The organism is Micromonospora craterilacus (assembly GCF_003236315.1).
In the GTDB taxonomy this organism is placed as follows: domain Bacteria; phylum Actinomycetota; class Actinomycetes; order Mycobacteriales; family Micromonosporaceae; genus Micromonospora; species Micromonospora craterilacus.
Window position 1 is genome coordinate 1 of record NZ_POTY01000116.1, and the last position, 20,725, is coordinate 20,725.

At 71.9% G+C, this 20,725-nt stretch carries 19 protein-coding genes, 1 tRNA gene and 1 pseudogene; 12 read left to right on the forward strand and 9 right to left on the reverse strand.

Annotation, left to right across the window (positions count from 1 at the left end; translation table 11 throughout):
* Positions 1-526: 526 nt before the first annotated feature.
* Together C1I95_RS35825 and C1I95_RS36415 are read left to right on the forward strand one after the other, a co-directional pair.
* The gene (locus tag C1I95_RS35825; protein WP_199523810.1) at positions 527-700 is read left to right on the forward strand and encodes a hypothetical protein; all 174 of its coding nucleotides are present in this window, start codon (positions 527-529) and stop codon (positions 698-700) included.
* 62 nt (positions 701-762) lie between these two features.
* The gene (locus C1I95_RS36415) at positions 763-996 is read left to right on the forward strand and encodes a hypothetical protein (protein WP_233513744.1); all 234 of its coding nucleotides are present in this window, start codon (positions 763-765) and stop codon (positions 994-996) included.
* 62 nt (positions 997-1,058) lie between these two features.
* On the opposite strand, the pseudogene C1I95_RS37120 reads toward C1I95_RS36415, so the two are convergent.
* Both C1I95_RS37120 and C1I95_RS18705 read right to left on the reverse strand, forming a co-directional pair.
* Positions 1,059-1,256, reverse strand: a pseudogene (locus C1I95_RS37120) (FmdB family zinc ribbon protein); the annotation flags it as partial.
* Positions 1,213-1,851, reverse strand: a complete 639-nt coding sequence (locus C1I95_RS18705) for a 5-formyltetrahydrofolate cyclo-ligase (protein WP_438941323.1) — start codon at positions 1,849-1,851, stop codon at positions 1,213-1,215. The gene C1I95_RS18705 and the pseudogene C1I95_RS37120, both read right to left, overlap by 44 nt.
* A gap of 112 nt (positions 1,852-1,963) precedes the next feature.
* Here C1I95_RS18705 and C1I95_RS18710 point away from each other — a divergent pair, with 112 nt between their 5' ends.
* From C1I95_RS18710 to C1I95_RS18735, 6 genes are all read left to right on the forward strand, one after another.
* Positions 1,964-4,249 carry a diguanylate cyclase gene (locus C1I95_RS18710; protein WP_111215111.1) on the forward strand — a complete coding sequence of 762 codons (2,286 nt, stop codon included), beginning with the start codon at positions 1,964-1,966 and terminating at the stop codon, positions 4,247-4,249.
* A 9-nt stretch (positions 4,250-4,258) separates the two neighbouring features.
* A complete protein-coding gene (locus tag C1I95_RS18715; RefSeq protein ID WP_111215112.1) occupies positions 4,259-5,212 on the forward strand; it encodes a UTP--glucose-1-phosphate uridylyltransferase in 954 nt (317 codons plus the stop codon).
* Positions 5,209-6,522, forward strand: coding sequence for a molybdopterin molybdotransferase MoeA (locus C1I95_RS18720; protein WP_111215113.1), 1,314 nt, complete (start codon positions 5,209-5,211; stop codon positions 6,520-6,522). The genes C1I95_RS18715 and C1I95_RS18720 overlap by 4 nt, the downstream gene beginning before the upstream one ends.
* Positions 6,523-6,552: 30 nt before the next feature.
* On the forward strand, positions 6,553-7,194 hold the full coding sequence (locus C1I95_RS18725) for a GNAT family N-acetyltransferase (protein ID WP_111215114.1): 642 nt from the start codon (positions 6,553-6,555) through the stop codon (positions 7,192-7,194).
* A 177-nt stretch (positions 7,195-7,371) separates the two neighbouring features.
* Positions 7,372-8,166: a divisome protein SepX/GlpR gene (sepX, locus tag C1I95_RS18730; RefSeq protein ID WP_199523811.1), complete on the forward strand. Its 795-nt coding sequence runs from the start codon at positions 7,372-7,374 to the stop codon at positions 8,164-8,166.
* Between the two features lie 197 nt (positions 8,167-8,363).
* A tRNA-Ala gene (locus C1I95_RS18735) sits at positions 8,364-8,437 on the forward strand.
* 87 nt (positions 8,438-8,524) lie between these two features.
* Here C1I95_RS18735 and C1I95_RS18740 read toward each other — a convergent pair.
* The 3 genes from C1I95_RS18740 to C1I95_RS18750 all read right to left on the reverse strand — a co-directional run bounded on the left by C1I95_RS18740 (position 8,525) and on the right by C1I95_RS18750 (position 11,868).
* Positions 8,525-9,895 (reverse strand): chloride channel protein, encoded by a 1,371-nt coding sequence (locus C1I95_RS18740; RefSeq protein ID WP_111215116.1) that lies wholly within the window; start codon positions 9,893-9,895, stop codon positions 8,525-8,527.
* Between the two features lie 123 nt (positions 9,896-10,018).
* Complete coding sequence (locus C1I95_RS18745) at positions 10,019-11,350, reverse strand: hypothetical protein (protein ID WP_111215117.1); 1,332 nt, start codon at positions 11,348-11,350, stop codon at positions 10,019-10,021.
* Complete coding sequence (locus C1I95_RS18750) at positions 11,347-11,868, reverse strand: SigE family RNA polymerase sigma factor (RefSeq protein WP_111215118.1); 522 nt, start codon at positions 11,866-11,868, stop codon at positions 11,347-11,349. The genes C1I95_RS18745 and C1I95_RS18750 overlap by 4 nt, the downstream gene beginning before the upstream one ends.
* Before the next feature lie 89 nt (positions 11,869-11,957).
* Between C1I95_RS18750 and C1I95_RS18755 the strand changes: the two genes are divergently transcribed.
* The 4 genes from C1I95_RS18755 to C1I95_RS18770 all read left to right on the forward strand — a co-directional run bounded on the left by C1I95_RS18755 (position 11,958) and on the right by C1I95_RS18770 (position 15,989).
* Positions 11,958-12,353, forward strand: coding sequence for a hypothetical protein (locus C1I95_RS18755; RefSeq protein ID WP_233513745.1), 396 nt, complete (start codon positions 11,958-11,960; stop codon positions 12,351-12,353).
* Positions 12,353-14,776 carry a DUF4132 domain-containing protein gene (locus C1I95_RS18760; protein WP_111215119.1) on the forward strand — a complete coding sequence of 808 codons (2,424 nt, stop codon included), beginning with the start codon at positions 12,353-12,355 and terminating at the stop codon, positions 14,774-14,776. Before C1I95_RS18755 ends, C1I95_RS18760 begins: the two co-directional genes overlap by 1 nt.
* Positions 14,777-14,837: 61 nt before the next feature.
* On the forward strand, positions 14,838-15,266 hold the full coding sequence (locus C1I95_RS18765; RefSeq protein WP_146605761.1) for a DUF6153 family protein: 429 nt from the start codon (positions 14,838-14,840) through the stop codon (positions 15,264-15,266).
* Positions 15,267-15,347: 81 nt separating this feature from the next.
* A complete protein-coding gene (locus tag C1I95_RS18770; protein WP_111215121.1) occupies positions 15,348-15,989 on the forward strand; it encodes a DUF305 domain-containing protein in 642 nt (213 codons plus the stop codon).
* Positions 15,990-16,051: 62 nt separating this feature from the next.
* Here C1I95_RS18770 and C1I95_RS18775 read toward each other — a convergent pair whose 3' ends face one another.
* From C1I95_RS18775 to C1I95_RS18790, 4 genes are all read right to left on the reverse strand, one after another.
* Positions 16,052-16,975, reverse strand: coding sequence for a carbohydrate ABC transporter permease (locus tag C1I95_RS18775; protein ID WP_111215122.1), 924 nt, complete (start codon positions 16,973-16,975; stop codon positions 16,052-16,054).
* Complete coding sequence (locus C1I95_RS18780) at positions 16,972-18,015, reverse strand: ABC transporter permease (RefSeq protein ID WP_111215123.1); 1,044 nt, start codon at positions 18,013-18,015, stop codon at positions 16,972-16,974. Before C1I95_RS18780 ends, C1I95_RS18775 begins: the two co-directional genes overlap by 4 nt.
* The gene (locus C1I95_RS18785; protein ID WP_111215124.1) at positions 18,015-19,691 is read right to left on the reverse strand and encodes an extracellular solute-binding protein; all 1,677 of its coding nucleotides are present in this window, start codon (positions 19,689-19,691) and stop codon (positions 18,015-18,017) included. The genes C1I95_RS18780 and C1I95_RS18785 overlap by 1 nt, the downstream gene beginning before the upstream one ends.
* Positions 19,692-20,012: 321 nt before the next feature.
* Positions 20,013-20,725, reverse strand: a 713-nt coding sequence (locus C1I95_RS18790) for a peptidase (RefSeq protein ID WP_111215127.1), incomplete at its 5' end; no start/stop codon positions are given.

The following is a 20,725-nucleotide window of genomic DNA, read 5'->3' on the forward strand; positions in this document are numbered from 1 at the left end:
GGGGTGGACCCGTCGCCGGTGTCGGGTCGGCGCCACTGCTCGTCGGAGGCCGGGCCGGGTCGGGGCGTCGTCACGCCGTCCGACGCTACCAATCACCCCACCGCCGCGCGGTCAGGCCGCGCCGCCGATCCGCGCGTCCGATGTCGGTCGCGTCTGCGGACCGTCACCCTCGTGGTTCGCGCCCTGACTCTGTGCCGATCTCGGCGGTGAGATGTCGGGCGGCGGTAGCGGCGTTCCGGCGCTGTGACAACCGGCAGTACGGTCGTGGCGGTCGGACTCAGTGCCCGCCAACCCCAATGACCCGGCCGAGGCCTGAAACCCTCACCAGCGTGATTTCACACCGACATAAATATGTCGGTGTGAAATCACGCTGGTGAGGTACCGTGCCACCCCCTGCGGCACAAAACCGGCCGGGCCACGCCTTCGATATGCGCCTGGCTATGGCTGCGGCACCCATGCCGGTTCGCGAGGGCGGCTGCGTTGACCCGACCGCTCGCGGCGGCGAGCTGCGTTAACCTTGCCGCTCGTGACAGTTCAGGATCCGGGCGGCCGGGGCGACGACGATCGCGCGGTCGACCTCAGCGAGGACTTCGTGGTGCTGCCCGAGCAGACCGCCGACGACACCGACCGGGGCTGGGGCGAGCGGGCCGGCGGCAACGACGACTGGCTGCTCGCCGAGCGCCCGCCGCACTGGGACTGACCCCCGCGCGGCGGGCTTGACCACCCGGAACGGCAAGCGGATCGACGCCGCCCGGACGGACGGTGGCTCAGGTGGTGCTGGCCGCGGCCGGCTTCTTGCTCGTGCCGCCGCCGGAGGAACCGCCCGACGAACCGCTGGAAGATCCGCCGGTCGAGCCGGTCGAGCCGGACGACGCGGTGCTCGGCGACGAGGTCGACGTCGTCGAGCTGGAGGACGACGACTCGGACGTGCCGGACTTGCTCGCGGCGGTGCTCGACGTGGTGTCCGAGCCGGAGGAGCGGGAGTCGGTGCGGTAGAAGCCGGAGCCCTTGAAGACGATGCCGACGGAGTTGAATACCTTCCGCAGCCGCCCCTCGCACGCCGGGCAGTCGGTCAGCGGCTCGTCAGAGAAGGACTGCACCGCCTCGAGCTGGTGACCGCACGCGGTGCAGGCGTACTGGTACGTGGGCACGTTCTCCTCCGGATCTGGCACAGCCGGTTGGCACTCGACGGATTCGAGTGCCAATGGTGCGTCATCGCCCCCCGATTCGTCCAGCGGAAGTGTGGGGCATGACACCCGAGGGGGTCGCCAGCGCGTGCAGGCCGCCGGTCGGTGTGACCACCGCGCGTACCGGGAGGTCGTGCGGCTCGGCGGGCAGCGCGTCCAGCAGTTCGCCGTCGTACAGCGGCACCACGGTGAGCGTGGTCGCGGGCACCCGGGCCAGGGCCCGGTCGTACGAGCCGCCGCCGCGACCCAGGCGTACGCCCCGGCGGTCGACGGCCAGCGCGGGCAGCACGACCAGTTCGGCGGTGGTGATCGCGGTCACCCCGAGCCGGGGCGAGTCCGGTTCGCGGGTGCCCCGGCCGGCAGCGACCATCGCCGCCGGCCCGACCCAGGCGGCCCAGTCCAGGTCCAGGTCGTCGCGGAGGACCGGCAGCAGCAACTCCGCCCCGGGGGGCAGCGCGTCGGCGAGGACCGCCGGCAGGTCCAGGCCACCCGGCTCGCTGCCGACCGGCGCGTACGTGGCCATCCGGGCCGGCCGCAGCCGGCGTACCAGGGCAACCAGCTCGGCCTGGACGCGCGCCGCGGCTGCCCGTCGCCCGGCTTCGGTCAGGGCCCGGCGACGGGCGAGCAGTTCCACCCGCACCGTCCGCTTCGCGTCATGCGTCACTTCCGCTCCCTCAGCAAATTCCGGCACGCAACACTCCTTACGCAACGCTTGCCTCGCCATTGCTCTGTGTCAGCATCGCAAGCAACGGTCGCGCAACTTCCGGGGGGAAGCGTTGACGCTACGCGGGCGGTTGACCGCAGCCTTCCTGGCTGTGGCGTTCGGCCCGGTCCTGCTCGGTGCCGTCTTCGTCGCCTCCACCGTGGCGACGGTGGACCGCAGCCGCGCCACCGAGCGGCTGGCGGTGGCCGCCACCGCGGTCCGTACCTCGATCGACGCGCTCTGCCAGCAGCTGCGTGCCGCCGCGGACGCGGTCGCCCTCGCCGCCGACCAGGCCGGCGCCGCCAGCCAGATGGTCAGCCGGGGGCTCGCCGCGGCCGTGGTGGTCACCGAAGCGACCGGGCGGATCAGCTACGCCACCGCGGACGCTCCGCCGGCGCCCTGGCGGGACTGTACGGCGTCGACACCGCCCGGCGGCACCGTCGGCGCGCTCGCGGTCCGGGTGGAGCTGCGCGACTCCGCCGGCACGGCGCTGGGCACGGTCACCGCCGCGCAGCCGGTCGACCCCGGGCTGGTCGCGCGGCTCGCGGCGGTGACCGGGGTCGCGGTGACCCTGCTCGACGGCGCCGCCCCGCCGATTCAGGTGGCACACACCACCGAGTCCGCCGGTGGCCGTGACGCCGTGCTCGCCGCCGCCGCGTCCCTCGGCGAGGAAGGCGTCACCGGCACCCCCGACGGTCGGTACGTGCGTCGGGCCGGCCCGGTCGCCGGGCAACCCCTGCCACTGGTGCTGTCGGTGCCCAGCGACCAGCCGCCGGGGCTGTACGCGGTGCTGGTCGCCGTGGTGCTGCTGGCCGCCGTGCTGGGGGTGGCTGCCGCCTGGCGGCTGGCCCGGGTGGCCACCCGGCCGTTGGTGGAGCTGGCCGGCGCGGTGGACCGGGTCGCCGCTGGTGACCTGACTGCCCGGGTGCCGGTGCGCAGCGGCGACGAGATCGGCCAGCTGGCCGGCGCGGTCAACCGGATGACCCGCGAGACCGGCGGCTACCTGGCGGCGCTGGCCAGCAGCCGGGACCAGCTGCGCGGACACCTCGCCGTGCTCGGCGACACCCTGGCCAGCACCCACGATCTGCAACGGATCCTGCGGGTGATCCTGCACAGCGCGCTCGCGTCGACCGGTGCCCGGGCCGGTGCGGTGCTGCTCACCGAGCAGGGCGGCGTGCTCGTCGCCCAGTGCACCGAGGGGCTCGACGGGTGCTGGCCCGGCACCGGGTCGCCGCGGGTGCCGTTGGGCAGCGGGGTGGTCGGCGCGGTCGCGGCGACCGGCCAGCCCAGCCGGGGCCGGATGGAGCCGGCGACCGTGCCGTCCGGTGAGCCGGGCTGCCGGACGTACATCGCGGTGCCGTTCGCCGCTCCCGACGCCAGGCCCGGTGAGGCGGGCCCGGCCCAGCCTGCCGACGGCGCCGGGCCTGCTGTCGAGCCGGCGGGGCCGGCGGTGGGCGTGCTCGCCCTCTACGACCGGCTCGGCGGGGAGGAGTTCGACGACGACGACCTGGTCACCCTGCGCACCTTCGCCGGGCACGCGGCGGTGGCGGTGGACAACGTACGGATCCACGAGGAGGTGCAGCGGCTGTCGCTCACCGACCCGCTGACCGGGCTGTGGAACTACCGCTATCTGCGCGAGTCGCTGCGCCGGGAGGTGGAACGGGCCAGCCGGTTCGGACGGCGGGTGAGTTTCCTCGCCCTCGACCTGGACCGGTTCAAGAAGGTCAACGACACGTACGGGCACGCCGCCGGGGACACCGTGCTGGCCGAGTTCGCTCGGCGGGTACGCGGCGAGATCCGCGAGGTGGACCTCGCCTTCCGCCATGGCGGCGAGGAGTTCGTGGTGCTGCTGCCGGAGACCGACACCCGGGGCGCGACGATCGTCGCCGAGCGGCTCGGCGCGGCCATCCGCGACACCCCGATCATCGTGGTGGGGCACGCGGGTGTCCGGAAGGCCATCCCGGTCACGGTCTCCATCGGCATCGCCGTCTACCCGGACCATGCCGACACCGGCCAGCAGGTGCTGGAGGCGGCCGACGAGGCGCTCTACGCCGCCAAAGCGGCCGGCCGGGACACCTGGCGGGTGGCGGCGGGCGCCGACGGCAACGCCGACCCGGGAACTGCCGGTGCCGGCAGCACGGCCGCCCGGGTGACGCCGCCGACCCGGGAGCTGCCGGTGCCGGTGGCGGCGTGCAGTCCGGGGGACGGCCTGCCCCGGGCCGGGCTCGGCGGCGATCCCGGCGCGGCGATCACCCCGGACGAACCGGCCGGAGCCGGTTCTGCCGGCACCGGCAGAACCGGGCGGGCGGGCGGCGCGTCTTCTGGTCCTCACCCGCCGGGGCCCGGCCGTGGCCGATAGTCTCGCGACATGTCGGAGCACTCAGCGAACCCCTCGGCGGCCGCCGCGACCGGCCGTCCCCGTGCCGTCAAGGCGGTCATCCCGGCGGCCGGCCTGGCGACCCGGTTCCTGCCGGCCACCAAGGCCGTGCCCAAGGAGCTGCTGCCGGTCGTCGACCGGCCGGTGTTGCAGTACATCGTCGAGGAGGCCGCGCAGGCGGGCATCGGCGACGTACTGCTGATCACCGGTCGCGGCAAGACATCGATGGTGGACCACTTCGACCGCCGCCCCGACCTGGAGGAGCGGCTCGCGGAGAAGCCCGACATGCTGGCCGCCGTCAAGCGGACCGAGGAACTGGCGGCCATCTACACCTGCCGGCAGCCGGAGCAGCTCGGTCTCGGCCACGCGGTCGGGTTCGCCGAGTCGCACGTCGGTGACCAGCCCTTCGCGGTGCTGCTCGGCGACGAGTTCGTCAACCTCTCCGAGCCGCTGCTGCCGGCCATGTTGGAACTACAGGCCCGCACGGGCGGCGTGGTGCTGGCCTTCTTCGAGGTCGATCCGGCCGAGACCAAGCGGTACGGCATCGCCTCGGTCGAGCCGGCGGAGCCGGAGTTCAGCGACCTCGCCGAGGTCGTCAAGGTGACCGGCATGGTCGAGAAGCCGAAGCCGGAGGACGCCCCGAGCAATCTCGCTGTCCTCGGCCGGTACGTGCTGCCCGGCAAGATCTTCGACGCCATCCGTCGTACCCAGCCGGGTAGCGGCGGCGAGATCCAGCTGACCGACGCGATGGAACTGCTGCGTACCGAGGGCACACCGGTGCACGCGATCGTCTACCGGGGCGTGCGCTACGACACCGGCATGCCGCTGGGCTACCTGCAGACTGTGGTCCAGATCGCCGCCGACCGCGACGACCTGGGCCCCGAGTTCCGTAAGTGGCTGGCCGAGTTCGTCAACTCCGACGCGTCGGGCGGTCCGAATACATGACCGCGACGGCCGACGCCGAGGCGGCCGAAAACGGGTTGACGCCGCTCGCCGACTACCTGGGCAGCGTGCTGCGCAGGTTACGCGCGCTGCCTCCGCTCGACCTCGACCTCACCCAGGCGTACGGCAACGTCCTCGCCGAGGACGTCGTCGCACCGCACTCGTTCCCGGCCTTCGACCAGGCGGCCGTCGACGGGTACGCCGCGCGCTGGGAGGACATCGCCGGCGGGGTCCGGGGCGTGGGATACGTCCCGGCCCAGTCCGGCGGGCCAGGGGGCCGCACCGTACGGCTGAATGTGGTCGGTGACCTCGGCGCGGCCAGCTGGCGGCCGGTCCGGCTCACCCCGGGCTCGTGCTTCTCCGTCGCCGCCGGTGCGCCGCTGCCGATCGCCGCCGACGTGGTGGTGCCGGTGGAATGGACCGACCAGGGCATGGCGGCGGTGGAGATCTTCCGCGTCCCCAAACGGGGGTACGGGGTACGCCGGGCCGGTGAGGAGGTGCCGGCCGGGACCGTGCTCGCCCGCGCCGGCACGTACGTCTCCCCGGCGCTGGTCGCGGTGCTCGCCGCCACCGGCATCGGGCACGTGGTGGTGCGCCCGAGTCCCCGGGTGGTCATCGTGGCCACCGGCGACGAACTGGTCGACGTGGGCCGGGGCAGCCAGCCCGGTCAGGTGGTGGACGCCAACTCGCACGCGTTGACCGCCGCGGCGGCGGAGGCGGGCGCCCTCGCGTACCGGGTGGGTATCTGCGACGACGACCCGGAAGGGCTGCGGGGGCTGCTCGAGGACCAGACCCTGCGCGCCGATCTGATCATCACCACCGGCGGCACCGGCACCGGACCGGGCGACATGGTCCGCCGGATCCTGTCCCGGCGGGAGGGCAGCCGGGCCGGCCCGGTCACCTTCACCGACGTGGCGCTCTACCCGGGCACCGCGCTCGGGTTCGGCACCGTCGGCGCCGAGGAGGTGCCGGTGGTCTGCCTGCCCGGCGATCCGGGCGCCGCAATGATCGGCTTCGAGGTGCTGGCCCGCCCGGCGATCAACCTGCTGGCCGGTGCCGAGCCGGTGTTCCGACCCAGCGTGCGGGCGCACCTGCTGGAGACGGTCTCCTCCCCGGCCGGGCTGCGCGAGTTCCGGCCCGCGCACGTCGCCGAGCGGCGTGGCGGAGGTTACACTGTCCAACCGCTCAACGGCGGCCCGTTCACCCTCTCCGGCCTGGCAGAGGCGAATGGACTTCTCGTTCTCGGTGAGCGGGTGACCGCTGCCGCGGCCGGCTCCACCGTGGACGTGCTGCTGCTCGATCGCCGACGGTGAGTCCGCGTGACGCTCGGGGTTGGAGGATCGGTGCCGTTCAGGCGCGCGCCCGGCTGGCCGGCGGTGCTCTCCGACGGCCCGGTGCTGCTGCGGCCGTACCGGCGTTCGGACGCGGCGGCCTGGTCGGAGGTGCGCTGCGCGAACCGGGACTGGCTGGCCCCCTGGGAGTCGTCGCTGCCCGGCGACTGGCACGAACTGAACTCGCCGGCCACCTTCCGCTGGATGCATCGCGACCAGCGGCGCTCGGCGCGTACCGGTGAGGGCATGCCGTTCGCGGTCTGCCTGCACGAGAACGGCCAGGAGCGGCTGGTCGGCCACATCAACGTGGGCAACATCGTGCGCCGGGCGTTCTGCTCCGGGTACGTCGGCTACTGGGTGGATCGCCGGGTGGCCGGCCGCGGGGTGATCCCGACCGCGATGGCGCTCGTCGTCGACCACGCCTTCGGTCCCGGTGGGCTGCACCGGGTGGAGGTGAACATCCGGCCGGAGAACCGGCCGTCCCGCCGGGTGGTGGAGAAGCTGGGCTTCCGCGAGGAGGCCTACCACGCGCGCTACATGCACATCGACGGCGCCTGGCGTGATCACATCGGATACGCGATGACCAGCGAGGAAGTCGCCGCCGAGGGCGGACTGCTGGCCCGCTGGCACCGGCTGCGCGCCCGTACGGCGTGAGCCGTCCCACGCGCGGGATCGGCGCGGCGCGTCTGTTCCGGCGTCGGTGACCCGTAACCTCAGGTAACTGCAAGCTGCGGCATGCGCTGCCCGCTCCGCACGATTCACGTCGCCGGTGCCGATCGGTGAAAGATCCTGCGGCCGGGTGGCGGTTGCTCGGAATTGGTGACGGGAGGGGTGAGGGTGCCGACCTCGGTGCTCCTCGCCGTCCTCGCCGCCGCCGGTCTGCTCGCCCTCGCCCCGGCGCTGGTCCGTCGGTACGACGCCGCCGAGCGGCTGGTGGCGGAGCGGGCGCAGTCGACGGCGCGAGTGCTCCAGCGCCGCCGGCGACGCCGCACTGTCCCGGGTCGCCGACCGGTCAACCCGTCCCGCGCGCTCGTGGTCACGCTGAGCGAGGACGTGGCCTCCGGCACCCTCGCCACCCCGGTCTCCGGACCACCCGCGCCGCGCCGTTCCGGCCGGCAGGGCCGGCTGCGGACCGTACCGCCCGCCGCGGGCCGACCCCGCCGCCGCCCGGACCGGCGCCGCCAGCACACCCCGGCGATCTACCGCCGGCGCCGGGTGCTTGCCGCGCTGGTGCTGCTCAACGCCGTCGAGCTGGTCGGGGTGGCGGTGGTCGGCCCCGGCTTCTGGATCAGCTTCGCGGTCACCGCCACCCTGCTGATCGTGTACGTCGCCCACCTGCGGGCCCGCGCACTGGCCGACCGCCGTCGACGTCGGGCCCGAGCCCGGGAGGCGGCCTGGCTGGCCGCCCGCCAGGCGGAGGTACGCCGCGAGCAGGCCCGCCGCGCGGCGGCCCGCCGGGAGGCGCAGCGCCGCCTGGCGGCCCAGCGGGAGGCCGTCCGGCGTACCGCGATGGGCCTGGACCGCCCGGCCGACCTGCCGGCGGTGGCCAGCGGCGGCTCGGTCTCCTACCGCCGGGCCGGCGGCCTGCGCGGCCGCGCCTACGAAGCCGGCCGCGGCGCTGGGTAAGGAAGGGCACCTTATTAACGCCTGCGGTAGAGGAAGGGCCCCTTGTTACCACTCTCGGGCGGCACGTCGCGCCCGGCGGTCGGGCTGCGGGGCGTTGCTCGGCAGGGCGGTTCGCGGCGGGAGCGGTCGACCTGTTAGCCTTGTCGCCGGCCCGCCCGGTGAAAGCCGGGTGGGACCGACGCCGGTCCGCCGGCGGAGGGGCTGTGGCGCAGACCGGTAGCGCACCTCGTTCGCATCGAGGGGGTCAGGGGTTCAAATCCCCTCAGCTCCACCCAGACTCAAGGCCGTTTCCACTTCCGGAGACGGCCTTTTCGGTTTCCGCATCTCAGTTGAGTGCCCCAGTTCCGACGAGATCCGGTCAGCGTCCGTGGTCCGCTGCGGGAGTGGCGCCACCCGCCGCGCCACCGGCCGGCGCCCGCTGGGTGGCCGGTACGTCGGGCGGCGGGGTCAGCCGGATCGACAACACGTACGCCACAACCGCCGACACGATCACCAGCGGCAACACGGTCAGCCCGTTCGCGCCCAGTAACAGCGTGGTCAGCAGCACCGCCGACAGCGGCAGCTTCAGCATCCCGGCGATCATCGCGCCGATCCCCATGGCGGCGGCGGTCACCAGTGGCAGACCGGTCAGGTGTGACAGCGCGACCCCGCCGGCCGCTCCGATGAAGATCGCCGGGAACGTCGGCCCGCCCCGGAATGCGCTCAATGCCAGGCAGTAGGCGATTCCCTTGCCGATGATCAGCAGCACCAGCGCCGGCACGGAGTACCCGGCGCTGTCGGTGAGCAGCTTGGGCAGGCCGAACTGGCCGGAGAACAGCAGGTCCGAACTGCTCCTGCCGGTCACCGCGGCGTACCCGATGGCGATCGCGGCGGTCACCGCGCCGGCCAGCATGGTCGACGCCAGCACGCGCCGCTCCGCCCGTGTCCGCAGCAGCAGGGCCAGCCGCCGCAGCGCCCAGCACAGCACACCGGCCGCCAGGCCGATCGCCAACGCCCACAGGAACTGGGCGATCGTGGGTCGGTGCGCCGGCGGCAGGTGCGGGATCACCAGCGAGAACGTCCCGTGGCCGGTGAGCGAGTCGAGACCGATGAAGATCAAGCTGCCGGTGCCGGCGGCGAGCAGACCCGGCACCAGCACCGCCGCCGCCGTCGCCCCGCCCAGCCCGGACGCCTCCAGCAGCAGGAACGCGCCGGCCAGCGGCGAGCCGAGCAGGGTGCTCACCGCCGCGAAGCTGCCGCTTGCGGCCACCACGGCCCCCGCCCGCTCCGGGACGTTCCGCCGCCGCAGCCACACCGCCAGGTACGCGAGCCCGCCACCGAGCGCGATCAGCGGTGCCTCGGGCCCGATCACCACCCCGAGCCCGATGCCGGCCAGTGCGGCCAGCGCCACCCCGGGTAGCGCCTCCGGGCGGGTGACCCCACCGGCGTGGAAGCCCTCCGCCGGTGACTCACCGCCCCGACCGGGCAGGTACCGGATGGCCAGTCCCACCACCAGCCCGGCCACCAGCAGCGGAACCAGCGGCCACCACAGCGGCTCCCGGCCCAGGCCGAGTCCGCGTGGCAGGTCCGTGTAGACCCACTTCTGGATGAGCGTGATGAGCTGGAGAAACCAGTAAGACGCCGCTGCGATCGGCACCCCGAGCAGCGCGGCCAGCACCAGCAACTTGAGGTACGGCCGGCCCCGCAGCGGTGCGTACTGGTCGGCCGACGACATGACTGCTTCCCCCATGGCTCGTACCCTGCATAGGGCTCTTTCCACATGGTTGGGGACGAGGCGCCGGCCTGGCGGAGCATCCGAGGAATTGGCAGGTCATCGGCACTGGTCCCGGCCGGGACCGAGGGCCGACGGTGCTCAGGAGGTGACGGGGACGGTGGCGGTTTCGCTGGCGGTGGTGACGCGGACCTCGGTGGTGCTGGCGGGTACCAGCGCGGCGTTACGGCCGGCGTCATGCCATGGCCCGGCGCCGCTTCGATAACTCAGCGCTGCGCCCTCGGCGGCAACGAGGACGCCCTGGTTGTCCGGCAGCCGCAACCGAATCGGTAACGGTGTGCCCCAATCGGCGAATGCGCTGGCCACCGCCTGAAAAGGGGCGTTGTCGCGGGCGAGTAGCGCAATGACGCGAGCGGGGTCGTCGTCGTACTGAAGGGTTTCGAGCAGTAGTCGTCGGCCATCGGGGGTGGCGCCGTAAATGCTCAGCCGGGGAGATCCGTCGTGCGTATGCACGCCCGCCGGGTCGATGTATGCCGCGAGAGCCTCGGGCCCGGCACCCACCTCGTGACCGGGTCGGTCGGTCCCGTAATCGGGATCGCTGGGATCGCCGCCCCAGGCCTCTTCCGCGCCGGGCAGCGTGCGGCTGAGCCGCTGCGGCTCCGGGGGGCTGTCGCCGTCGGCGAAGAGCACTTTCTGGGCGCCGTCGATATGCACAACGTTCTCTTGGCTGACCGGTGTCGTGGAGAGCGCGACGGTGATCTTCGTTTGTTGCGGTGGTACTGACAATACGGCGGCACCATCTTCGAACGTCACTCGCTGGTAGGTGCGGTCGATTTTGCCGTCGGGCGCGTATCGCATTTCTGGCGAGAACTCCACCGGCCGCCCGGTGTCAAGGACGAGCAGCACGTCGCGTCGTGGTCCGAGGAACGTCGCCTGTGAATTGCTATCCGGACCAGCCTCGGTGACCATCTCCACCGTCTTGATCCGTGGCCCGTCGGCGGTGGGTTCGACAAACGCTGCTACCGCGACGACACGATCGGGTCCGGCACTGCTGACAACCGGGTTGGTCTCCGTTTCCTGAGCCAGGTAGGCGGCGGGGCCGGCCGGCGTACTTCCCGCCCAGACGATGTGCGGCTCGCCCCGAAGCCGCGTCTCTTCGCCACGCCTCAGGTGGCGCTGCCAGGCCTCCCGGACCTGCCGCAGGTACGCTTCGTCGCCGGCCAGGTCACCTCGGGTGGGCCCGTCAAGCAACGGCGAGGCGACCTCGTTCGTTCGCCCACCGCTCGAGAGTTGGAACGCAGCCCCCAGGGGAACCGCCACCACGGCAGCGAAGACCGCAGCCAACACAACGCGGCGGCGCGCCAGCCGACGGCGGCCGCCTCGGCGTACCTCATCGAGGAGGCCGGGGGGGCCGCTCAGATGTTCCGTCGCCCGGTGCAGCACGTCGCGCAGTTGGTTGTCGCTAATGGTCATCGCGAACTCCCCATATCTACCGTGGACATGACGAGACTCGACCCGGTCAGCGCTGCCCTCAGGCGAGCCAATCCCCGAGAGGTGTGACTTTTCACCGTCCCCTCGGAACAGCCCAACGCAGCGGCGACGTCGGCGGTCGGCAGATCCTCCAGGTATCGGAGGACAACCGCGGCACGCTGCCGGACCGGCAGGTCACGAAGTGCCGCGACGACTGCCTGGCGGAGAGCGACGTCGTCCGCGTGGTCCCGGGCGACCCGGTCGTGGTCGCCCAGCGCCTGTTCCGGCCGTCGGGCTCGTCGCCGCCATCGGTTGATCGATCGGTTGACCAGCGCGCGCCGGGCGTAGGCCTCCGGGCTGCTCCGAACCCGGCGCCAGCGCAGGTAGAGCTGCTCCAGAACCTCCTGAAGCAGATCCTCGGCGGCATGCCGGTCGCCCGTCAGCAGGTAGGCGACCCGCAACAGCGCTACCGACCGTGTGCGGACGAACTCGTCGAACTCCGCACCCCGCGAATCTCGCATCTGACCTCCGGTCTCGTCAGTTAGCAAGACACCGGGACCGGCCGTCAGGGTTACCGGGTTGTCGGGGGGCGTACCTAAACTCCCGCGCCATGGCGACGGTGACCTTTGTAGACGAGAGCACGGCCGGTGCTCGTACCCCCGCTTGGGCCCTGCAGATCTTCGAGGAGCGGCTGACGCTGCGTGAGCTGATCCGGCGGCGGATCCACCAGGAGGTGGCCGAGTACAACGCCGCCTCCCCGGCGCCGCGCCGGCTGCTGGTGCAGCCCACCTCGACCGAGCGGGCGCTCAACGGCGAGCCGGGCGAGCAGCCGCGCCGCCGGATCGCGCCGGAGCGGCAGGTCGCCCTCGCCGAGGAGGCGTTCACCCGCAACGGCTTCGTGGTGCTGGTCGGCGACCGCCAGGTCGAGGAGCTCGACGAAGAGGTCGACCTGCGTCGCGACACCGAGGTCACTTTCCTCAAGCTCGTCCCGCTGGTGGGTGGCTGATGACCACCACCACCGACACCATCTGGTACGCCACCCGGGTCCGCGACCTGGTCGCCGCGAACGAGGTGGCCGACCTGGCCAGCCACCTCTACACGCACGCCCGACTGTGCCGGGACAGCCCGGAGGTACGCGCCGCGCTTCGCCCGCTGTCCCGCCCGGACGTGGCCCGTCTGGTGCAGGCCATGGTCGCCATCCACCGCAGGGACCGGACCCGGACGTGGCCGGTACTGGACCTGATCGGGCAGTTGGCCCGCCGACTCCCCGCCGACCTGGCGCCGGAGCAGCTTCAGGATCTCGCCAGGTACGCCGTCGAGGAACCGTACTCGCTGTCGCCCACCGCGCTGGAGACCGTGGCCCGGGGGCTGGCCGCCGCCGGGCCGCTCGCTGCCGAGCTGGTAGCGGTGTTGGTCGACCGGTCCGACGAGAGCCAACGGCTGCGGCAACTGGTGGCCGAACTGACCGGCCCGCAACTCGACCCGGACGACCCGTGGGCCGAGCAGATCCTCACCGAGCTGGGTGCGCTCGACCCGGCCTGGCAGCGGCTGGTAGCTCATGCCAGCACCGCCACCACGGCCCGGCCGACGGTCGGCTGGTCGACCGAGGCGTCCCGCCTGCTCGGCACGGTCGACCCGGCCGAGACGAGAGAGGTCCTCGACCGGTGGCTGGCCGCCGCCGCGCGTACCCCGCATAAGCAGCCGACCTCGGTCAACGCCGACGTGCTGCGCGGCCTGCTCTGGCTGGCGGAGCGGAGCGGACCGGCGCCGGAGCAGGTACGCCGCATCGGTGGCCTGGTCGAGTCGATGCTGCGCCGCCTGCCCGGGATCGGGCCGGCCTGCCCGAAGGTGGCAAATGCGGCGGTCGTGGTGCTCGGGCGGATCGACGGCGAGGCGGCGCTGGCGCAGCTGGCCCGGCTGTCGGCGCGGGTCACCTACAAGGGCACCCGCAACGAGATCGACAAGGCGCTCGACGCCCGCGCCACGGCGCTCGGGATCGGCCGGGACGAGATCGAGGAACTGGCCGTACCGGACTACGGCCTGACCGGGGTGGGCCGGCACGAGGTGACCCTCGGCGGGTGCCGGGCCGAGGTGCTCGTCGCGTCCACCAGTGCCACCCTGGTCTGGTACAACGACTCCGGCCGGCAGGTGAAGAGCCCGCCGGCGGCGGTACGCCGGGACCACGCGACGGAGCTGGCCGAGCTGAAGGGCCTGGCCAAGGAGATCACCGGGATGCTCGGGGCCCAGGCGGCCCGACTGGATCGTCTCTTCCTGGCCCAGCGGCACTGGACGCTGGCCGCATGGCGGCAGCGTTACCTGGACCATCCGCTGGTCGGCGCGCTGGCCCGCCGGCTGCTCTGGCTCGTCGACGGGGTCCCCTGCGGCTGGGCCGACGGCGCGCTGCGCACCCTGGACGACACCCCGGTGACCGCCGCCGACGACGCCGAGGTGCGGATCTGGCACCCGATCGGCCGGCCGGTGCCGGAGATTGTCGGCTGGCGGGAGTGGTTGGAGCGGCATCGGATCGTCCAGCCGTTCAAGCAGGCGCACCGGGAGGTCTACCTGCTCACCCCGGCCGAGGAGGCCACCGGCACCTACTCCAACCGGTTCGCCGGGCACATCCTGCGTCAGCATCAGTACCACGCGCTGACCGCGATCCGGGGCTGGACCGACCGGCTCCGGCTGATGGTGGACGACGCCTACCCGCCGACCGCGTGCGAGCTGCCCCGGTGGGGCCTGCGCGCCGAGTACTGGGTGGAGGGGATCGGCGACGAGTACGGCGCCGACACCACCGACAGCGGGTCGTACCTGCGGCTCGTCACCGACCAGGTGCGCTTCTATCCGATCGCCGCCGCGCAGAACATGTCGCACGCCTCCGGCGGCGGCTACACGGCGGGGCGGTGGACGGACGCCCGGCCGGCCGACCCGCTGCCGCTCGATCAGATCCCGCCGCTGGTGTTCAGCGAGATCATGCGGGACGTGGACCTGTTCGTCGGGGTGGCCAGCGTCGGTAACGACCCGACCTGGTCGGACGGGGGTCCGCAGGGCCGGTTCCGGGACTACTGGTCGTCGTACAGCTTCGGGGAGCTATCGGCTACCGCCGAGACCCGGCGGGATCTGCTGTCCCGGCTGCTGCCCCGGCTGGCGGTGGGCCGGCAGGCCCGCATCGACGGTCGGTTCCTGGTGGTCCAGGGCGACCTGCGCACGTACCGGATCCACCTGGGGTCGGGAAACATCCTGATGAGCCCGAACGACGCCTACCTCTGCATCGTGCCGGACCGTGGCGCGGGCCGGATCGGCGAGCAGCAGTTCCTGCCGTTCGAGGGGGACGGCATGCTCGCCGTCATTCTCAGCAAGGCGATGCTGTTGGCGAAGGACGCCGAGATCACGGATCCGTCGATCACCCGGCAGATCAACTTGGCCGGATAACCGGAACCGTATGCCGGGGTTCGGCGCGGACGGTGGTGGTCCGGGCGATACCGTTGACCGGGTGCGAGGGGAAGCGGCCACCACCGGGCGATGGCTCCGGTTCGTGTTGCTTGCCTGCACCCTGTTCGGGCTGGCCGCGATGCACAGCCTTGGCCATGACCCGATCCTGGGGACGGCCGGGCACGACAGCCACGGCGGGGCGGCGGCAACGCCAGCCCTGTCCGGTGGCTGCCACGGTGACCAGTGCACCCAGCTGGCTGCCCCGGCCAGCGAGGAGCCGGGGAATGGTCACACTCCGGGCTGGGCGGTCTGCATGGCGATCGCCGCCGGCCTCGCCCTCGCCGTCGTACTCGCGGTCGTTCTTCTGCACGGTACGCGCCGCGAGCGGCCCCGGGGTCGTACCTCCACCCGGGCCTCCGGCGGGCGGGCACCGCCGCCTTTGACGCTGATCGATTTGACAACGGCCTCGATCTCGGTGCTGCGGATATAGGAGCGACCAGCGCGTACCCGCCAGGGGTGACCGCGCCGACGACTCCTACCCGTTCACCAATCTTGAAAGGCCCTTTCGATCATGAACCGCACCTACCTGCGCCGGACCATCCGGGTCGGCGTCAGCCTCGCCGTCGCCATCGGCCTTGCCGCCTGTGGCTCGGACCACCAGGCCGGGGCCGGCCACGACAGGCCCGGCACGCCGTCCGCCAGCGCGTTCAGCGGAGAATCCGCCGCCAGCAACGCAGCGGACGTGATGTTCGCCCAGATGATGATTCCGCACCACGAGCAGGCCGTGGAGATGGCGGACCTCGCCGCCACCCGGGCGTCGGACCCGGAGGTCAAGCAGCTCGCCGTGCAGATCAAGGACGCCCAGGCGCCCGAGATCGCCCAGCTGAAGACCTGGCTGACGCAGTGGGGTGCGCCGATGCCCACGGCAAGCGGCGATGGACACGGGACGGACCACGGCACGCCCGAGATGGATCACGAGATGCCGGGCATGATGTCCGACGCCGACATGGCCAAGCTCGCGGGTGCCTCCGGCATGGAGTTCGACCGGCAGTTCCTCACCATGATGATCGCCCACCACGAGGGGGCCGTCGCCATGTCCGAGGAAGAGACCGGTCAGGGCGCGAACCCGGACGCCAAGGCGTTGGCGCAGCGGATCATCGCCACGCAGCAGGCTGAGATCGACACCATGAAGAAGATCCTGGCCCGGATCTGACGTCGGGGTGGTGTCCGGCCGTCGCGGCGGCCGGACACCGACCTCCGCCGTCGAACCGTCGGTCAGCCCTTGATGGCGCCGATCAGTACGCCCTTGATGAAGTGCCGCTGGATGAACGGGTAGACGGCGACGATCGGCGCGACGGTGAGGACGACCACCGCCATCTTGATCGACTCGGTGGGCGGCATGGTGACACCGCTGGTGCCGCCGGAGGTGTGCGGTGCCTGCCCAGCGAGCAGGTAGCTCTGCAGGACCCGCTGGATCGGGTACATGTCGTTGCGGTCGATGAAGAGCAGCGCGTCGAACCAGACATTCCAGTAACTGACCGCGTAGAACAGGCCGACCACGGCGATGACCGCCCGGGACAGCGGAAGGACGATGCGGGCCAGGGTGAGGAAGTCGTTGGCGCCGTCCATCCGGGCGCTGTCGAGCAGTTCCTGCGGCACGCCCTGGAAGAAGCCGCGGACGACGACCAGGTTGAAGACGCTGATCGCGGGTGGCAGGACCAGCGCCCAGATGGTGTCCTTCAGACCCAGCCCGGTCACCACGAGGTACTTGGGCACCAGCGGCGGATAGATCAGGAACGGCAGCAGGAAGTACGCGAGCAGCCAGCGGTATCCGAGTGAGCGGGGGCGGGACAGGCCGTACGCGGCGAGGACGGTCACGGTCAGCGCGATGGCGGTGCCGATGACGGTGACCAGGGTGCTGATCCACAACGCCCGGGTGACCGCGCCACCGGCGAAGATGGTGTCGTACGCGGAGGTGTCGATCCCCTTGGGGATGACCACCAGACCCCCGGCTTGGGCGATCGTCTCGCGCGAGGACAGGCTGGTCACCAGGATCACCCAGAGCGGGAACAGCACGCTGAGCACGAGCAGGCCGAGCAGGACGGCCTTGCCGGTCTGGCCGACCGGGGTGGGCCGCTCCTCCCACACCGGTCGGCGGGTACGCGGCCGGGACGGCTTCCGGGCGATGGTGGCGGTCATGACCGTGAGTAGATCCCTCGTTCGCCGAGCATGTGTGCGACCTTGTTGGCGGCCAGGATCAGGCAGAGCCCGACGGCGGCCTTGAACAGGCCGGCCGCGGCGCCGTAGCCGTAGTTCCCGGTGGCGATGGAGAAGTGGTAGACGAAGGTGTCGAGCACCTCGGACGCCTGCCGGCCGACGGCGTCCCGTTGCAGCAGGAACTGTTCGAAGCCGACCGAGAGCGCGTCGCCCAGGCGGAGGATGAGCAGCAGCACGATCACCGGGCGCAGGCCGGGCAGTGTGATGTGCCACAGCCGGCGCCACCGTCCGGCACCGTCGGCCGCCGCCGCCTCGTAAAGATTCTGGTCGATGGTGGACAGTGCGGCCAGGAAGACGATGGTGCCCCAGCCGACGTCCTTCCAGACGGCCTCGGCGGTCACCAGGATGATGAACGTATCCGGGTTGGTCATCACGTTCCACGGTTCCATGCCGGCCTCGCGCATGGTCTGCGCCAGCAGGCCGGCGCCGCCGAGCATGGCGACGAAGAAGCTGACCACCAGCACCCAGCTGAAGAAGTGCGGCAGGTACACGACGGTCTGGATGAAGCCGCGCAACCGGCTGGAGAGCAGGTTGTGCAGCATGATCGCCAGCAGGATCGGCAGCGGGAAGAAGAAGACGAGCTGGAACGCGGTGATCGCCAGGGTGTTGCGGAACGCGTCCCAGAACGCCGGGTCCTCGAAGAGGAGTTGGAACTGGCCGAACCCGATCCAGTCGCTGTGCAGGAACGCCTCCAGCGGATTGCTCCCGAGGTACGGGTTGTAGTCCTGGAAGGCGATGACGTTGCCGAGGATCGGCACGTAGCTGAAGACCAGCAGGATCACGAAGCCCGGCGCGACCATCGCCAACAGCTGCCAGTCGCGCCGCAGCCGGGTCCGCAGCGGCACCCGCCGGCGGCGGCCGGTGCGGCCGGCCCGGGTCGGGCCGGCCGCTGCCGGCGAGGTCGACCCGCCGGGCCGGGCCGGTCGGGACCCGGCGTCGACGGATGCGTGACGGGTGCCCATCATCCAGCCTTGGGCAGCGAGTCGGCGAGCAGTCGCCTCGCCTCCTCCCCACCGCTGGCCTTCCACTCCTGCACGATGGCGTCGACGTCGGACAGCGGCCGGCGACCCCGCAGGACGTCGGTGAACTTGTCCTCCGTCGGCACCTGGTTGGCCTTGTAGGCGGCCGGCATCTCCAGCTTCACCCCGTCCCACGGGTCCTTCTCCAGGAACTTCACCATCTCGTTGGAGTAACCCAGCGCGTCCCGGACGTAGTTGGGGGTGTCCGGGAAGGGGCCGACCGTGGGGTTGCGGCCGCTGATGAAGAAGTACTGGTTCGCGATCTCCTTCCACGCCAGGTCGGTCTTGGCCGGCCCGTTCGGCGTCCGGGTGTGATGCTGGCCCTCCACGCCGAAGTCCCGCAGCTGCGCCTCCTGGCTGCCCAGCGGGGCGGAGCACCAGTTCATGACCCGCAGCAGCTCCTCGACCCGCTCCTTGCCGACACCCTTCTTGACGAAGGTGTACGAGATCGGCTCGTCGTCACCCCAGACCAGCGGGTCCCCGCCGGTGGCGGAGAAGATCGGTACCGGCTGGATGTTGAGCTTCGCGTTGACCTTCTGGTGCTCGGCCTGGGAGCCCTGCCAGAAACCGAAACCGGCCTGCTTGAAGACGATCGCACCGTTCTTGGCGAACAACTGGACGCTGTCCGCGCCCTTGCTGGCCACGAGATCCGGGTGGACCAGCCCGTCCTGGTAGATCTTGACCATGACCTCCAGCGCCTGGCGGAACTCCGGGGTCTCGTACTTGAACTCGGGCGTCCCGTCCGACTTCAGCCGCCACCCGCCCTTGGAGCCGGGCACCTTGTGGTACATCTGGATCATCGCGAAGACGTCGTCGAAGGCCCACACCTTCCGGGCCGGGTCGGTGACCTCCTTGGCCAGGGCCAGCATCTCCTCAAGCGACTTCGGGGTGGCGAGGCCGCGCGCCTCCAGCAGATCCTGGCGGGTGAACATCGCCCACGGGAACGGCCCGTCGGTGGGGTTCGGCACGGCCGCCAGGCGCCCGCTCCAGATCGCGTTGCGCCAGGCGCCGGTCGGGAACGTGGCCAGCATCGGGTACGCGTTGACCGCATCGCCCTTGAGGTAGTCGGTCAGGTCCTCGAAGAGCGCGCCGATCGCCTCGGAGAAGCGCGGGATCTTCTCCACCTCCCAGCCGGGCACGCAGAGCAGCTCGGGCACGTCCCGGGCGCCGAGCATGGCGTTCAGCTTGTCGGCGTACGTGTTGCCGTCCTGGATGGTGAAGTTGACCGGGGTGCCCAGCTCGGCGTTCACCGCTTGGAGGTAGGCGCTCTGGCCGATCCCGGGTGGCGCCGGACCCCACGCCGGGGTCATCGCGGTGATCTCCTTGCCGTTGGTGCCCGGCCTTTCGGTGATCGCGTCGACGAGCGTGCTCGGGTATCTGGTGTATCCATCCGGCACCGGGCGGGTGCCGGTGACGTCGGGACTGATGCCCAGGTCCAGGTTCTTGTACGTCGGCAGGAGGTCGGCGAAGGCGTCCAGGTTCTGCGCGGTGCCGGTGCCGGCCGGCTTCTCGGAGCACCCGGCGAGCAGGGGGCCGCCGGCGGCGGCTGCCGCGCCGAGGCCCACCAGGCCGAGGAAGTTGCGGCGCGAGGCTCTCGCACCGGGGATCTGGCGTGTCATCGGTCTCCCTTCGAGAAGGGCTGTGTCGCGCATGCATGCGCGCTAGATTGAGAGTTCGTCGGGATACTAAACAAACTAATGGACGGTCGTGGGCCCCCACAAGAGGGCTGGGGGCGGCAGCACCCGGAGGGCGACCATTGAGGAGATTCGACGCATGACACTCGGCCGACTCGTGAACACCGACCACACCTCTACCGCGCTGAGCGGCGTGCAGCGATCTGCCGAGCTGCTGAGGTCGGCGGCGCGGGGTGCCGCAACTGGGCGTCGATCGACCATCTTCCGCTGTCCGGACCGGGGTCCGTGGTGCTGTAGCGGCGGGGTTCACCTGGTGGAGGGGCGCCGGGTGAGGGCGAAGCCGAACACGCCGGCAACTGCGGCCAGCACGCCGCCGGCCGTGGTCCAGATCCACCGGGAGCCGGCCTCGGGCAGCCAGCCGGTGAGGTTGATGTTCCAGCCGCCGTCGTCCTCGTCCTCCGGTGCGGCCGTGGGCACCGAGTCCAGCACCTCGCCGGCGTTGGCGGGGGGCACCAGCGGTGCCTCCAGCTTGCCGTCGTCGGGCGAGGTGCCGGCGTCGCCGGTTGCGGAGATCAGCAGGTCGACGTCGATCGGCAGGCCGAGGTCGGCTTCGGGTACGTCGACCACCGCCAGCCGGACGTAGTACGTGCCGGGCAGCGGGTCGGCGGACCACGGTTCGGCCCAGGGCCGGACCCGCCGCAGAGTGCAGCCGATGGCCACGGTGGTCGCCGAGGCGTCGGCGGTCGGCGTCTGCGCGCCGGCCGTGCACGCCTGCCGGCGGCGCAGCCCGTCGAAGACCTCGACGGTCCAGGTCGACCGGCCGTTGCTGCGGTTCTTGGCGAGGGAGACCGTCGCGCTGATCTCGTGGGTCTCGCCAGCGGCGGCCGGGAACGACCAGTAGAGGTACTCGCCGGTCGACGCGCCGACCCGGACCGGCTGGCCGGCCGCGACCGGGGTGGCGCTCAGGAACGAGGTGCCGGCCTTGGTCACGGTGGTGGCGCCGGGAGAGGGGGTGGGGG